This window comes from Mesorhizobium sp. M7A.F.Ca.ET.027.03.2.1, from assembly GCF_003999175.1.
Taxonomy (GTDB): Bacteria; Pseudomonadota; Alphaproteobacteria; order Rhizobiales; family Rhizobiaceae; genus Mesorhizobium.
Map to the genome: position 1 here is coordinate 1 of NZ_RZOM01000868.1, position 2,662 is coordinate 2,662.

A 2,662-nucleotide genomic window follows, 5' to 3' on the forward strand; every position below is an offset into this window, starting at 1 on the left:
GCGATAGGCATCGACCGGGCAGGTGTTGGTGTAGAGGCCGGTCACCGAGACGTCGAGCGCCTGGATATCGTAGACACCGGTCGACATGGTGACGCCGATATAGGGGATGAACGGGCCGTATTGCGAGATATAGGCGCCGATGTTGGCGAGCAGGTCCACCTTCATGCCGAGAAAGCGGCCGTCCTTGTCCAGCGCCATCTCAGCCGTGACGACATTGTCGCGGCCTTGCGCGTCGGTCAGGAAGTGCTCCGTGCGGTCACCGGCCCATTTCACCGGGCGGCCAAGCCGCTTTGCCGCTTCCAGCACCAGCGGATATTCGCGGTAGACGAAGCTCTTCGGCCCGAAACCACCGCCGACATCAGGCGTGATGACGCGCAGCTGGTCCTTCTTGATCTTGAACACGCTGGCCAGGATATACTGCATGGAGTGCACGCCTTGCGACCCGGTGGTCAGCACGAAGCGCTTCTCCTCGACGTTCCATTCGCCGATCGCGGAGCGCGGCTCCATGTAGTTGCACACCAGCCGGTTGTTGACGAACTCGATGCGGGTGACATGGGCGGCCTTGGCGAAAGCCGCTTCGCTCTTTTTCTTGTCGCCCATGTGGTAGCTGAAGGCGCGGTTGGAACCAAGCTCCGGCCAGACCAGCGGCGTGCCTTCGGCCAATGCCGTTGCCGTCCCGGAGGCCGCATCTTCGCCGTCATAGTCGACATCGATCAGTTCGGCGGCATCCTGCGCCAAGGCTCGGCTGTCGGCGACGACGAAGGCAACGGCATCGCCGACATAGTTGACGCGGTCGCCGCACAGGATCGGGATGTCGCGCGTCGGAGCCTTGGTGCCGTCCGGCTGTTCCTGCATGACGCCGGATTTCAGATCGCCGAGATGGGCAAGATCCTTGCCGGTCAGCACCAGATGGACGCCAGGTGCCGTCTTCGCCGCCTCGGTCGAACCGATGGTGAAGCTGGCCTTGGCGACCGGCGAGCGCAGGACATAGCCATGCAGGACGCCAGCCGGCTGGATATCGTCGGTATAGCGGCCCTGGCCCTGGATGAAGGCGGCATCCTCGCGCCGCAGCACGGATGCGCCCATGCCGAATTTCGGTGTGACGACGGTCATGGGTGCCTCGTGATGATGACAGGAGAAGGAACGCCTGAAATAGGCATTGCCTCAGTTTTGTCGAGGGGCCGTTTCGTGTAAAGAGCGCGGACTTCAAATTTCTTGGACCAGCGGACACAATCCGCCGCCAACGCAATCGACAGGAAAACCCACGGAATGCGCACGGACACCGGCCAGGTCTTCAAACTCGAAGACTATCGCCCCAACGACTACCTCATTCCGAAAACCGACCTTACCTTCCGCCTTTCGCCAGACGCAACGCGTGTCACCGCCGTCCTCACGATAGAGCGCCGTGACGACGTCTCCGTGTCGGCACCGCTGGTGCTCGACGGCGACGGGCTGACGCTTAAGCGCATCGAGATCGACGGCAAGAAGATAAAACCGGCGGATCTGCTGGCGACGCCTGACCAGCTGACCATCCTCAAGCCACCGGCGACGCGTCGCTTCCAGTTGCTCATCGAGACCGAGGTGGCGCCGGCGGGCAACGAAGCCCTGATGGGCCTCTACCGCTCGAGCCATGTCTACTGCACGCAATGCGAAGCGGAGGGCTTTCGCCGCATCACCTATTTTCTCGATCGTCCCGACATCCTGTCCGTCTACACGGTGCGCATAGAAGCAATGCGTGACGAAGCGCCGCTGCTCCTGTCCAACGGCAACCTGGTCGACAGGGGCGACCTCGGCGACGGCTGGCACTATGCAGTGTGGCACGACCCTTTCCCCAAGCCATCCTATTTGTTCGCGCTGGTGGCCGGCAATCTCGGCCAGCTTGCAGACAGTTTCGTCACGCTGTCGGGCCGCACGGTCGAACTCGGCATCTATGTCGAGCCCGGCAAGGAGAAGCTGGCCGGCTACGCGATGGATGCCCTGAAGCGGTCGATGAAATGGGACGAAGAGGCATTCGGCCGCGAATACGATCTCGACGTCTTCAACATCGTCGCCGTGTCAGACTTCAACATGGGAGCGATGGAGAACAAGGGCCTCAACATCTTCAACGACAAATATGTGCTGGCCGACCGGGAGACCGCGACGGACGCCGATTTCGCCAATATCGAGGCGATCATCGCGCATGAGTATTTCCACAATTGGACAGGCAACAGAATCACTTGCCGCGACTGGTTCCAGCTCTGCCTGAAGGAAGGCCTGACGGTTTTCCGCGACCACGAATTCTCCGCCGACCAGCGCTCGCGCGCGGTCAAGCGCATCGCCGAAGTGCGCACCTTGCGCGCCCACCAGTTTCCCGAGGACCAGGGCCCACTGGCGCATCCAGTGCGGCCGCGCCGCTACCGCGAGATCAACAATTTCTACACCGCCACGGTCTACGAGAAGGGCTCTGAAGTGGTGCGCATGATCCGCACAATTCTCGGTGCCGACGTCTTTCGCGCCGGCATGGACCTCTATTTCGAGCGGCACGACGGTGACGCGGCGACGATCGAGGATTTCATCAAGGTGTTCGAGGATGCGTCCGGCCGCGACCTGTCGCAGTTCGCGCTCTGGTATCATCAGGCAGGCACGCCGAACCTGACGATCAGTTCGACGCACAATCCGGCGG

The 2,662-nt window shown here is 61.9% G+C and carries 2 protein-coding genes; one reads left to right on the top strand and one right to left on the bottom strand.

The genetic code is table 11. The features are described 5' to 3' along the window. Positions 1-1,113: molybdopterin cofactor-binding domain-containing protein (locus EN750_RS28200; protein ID WP_145967974.1), on the bottom strand; the 1,113-nt coding region annotated here is incomplete at its 3' end. A 156-nt stretch (positions 1,114-1,269) separates the two neighbouring features. On the opposite strand from EN750_RS28200, the gene pepN reads away from it, so the two are divergent. Next, on the top strand, positions 1,270-2,662 hold a 1,393-nt coding region (pepN, locus tag EN750_RS28205), incomplete at its 3' end, for an aminopeptidase N (RefSeq protein ID WP_127398687.1).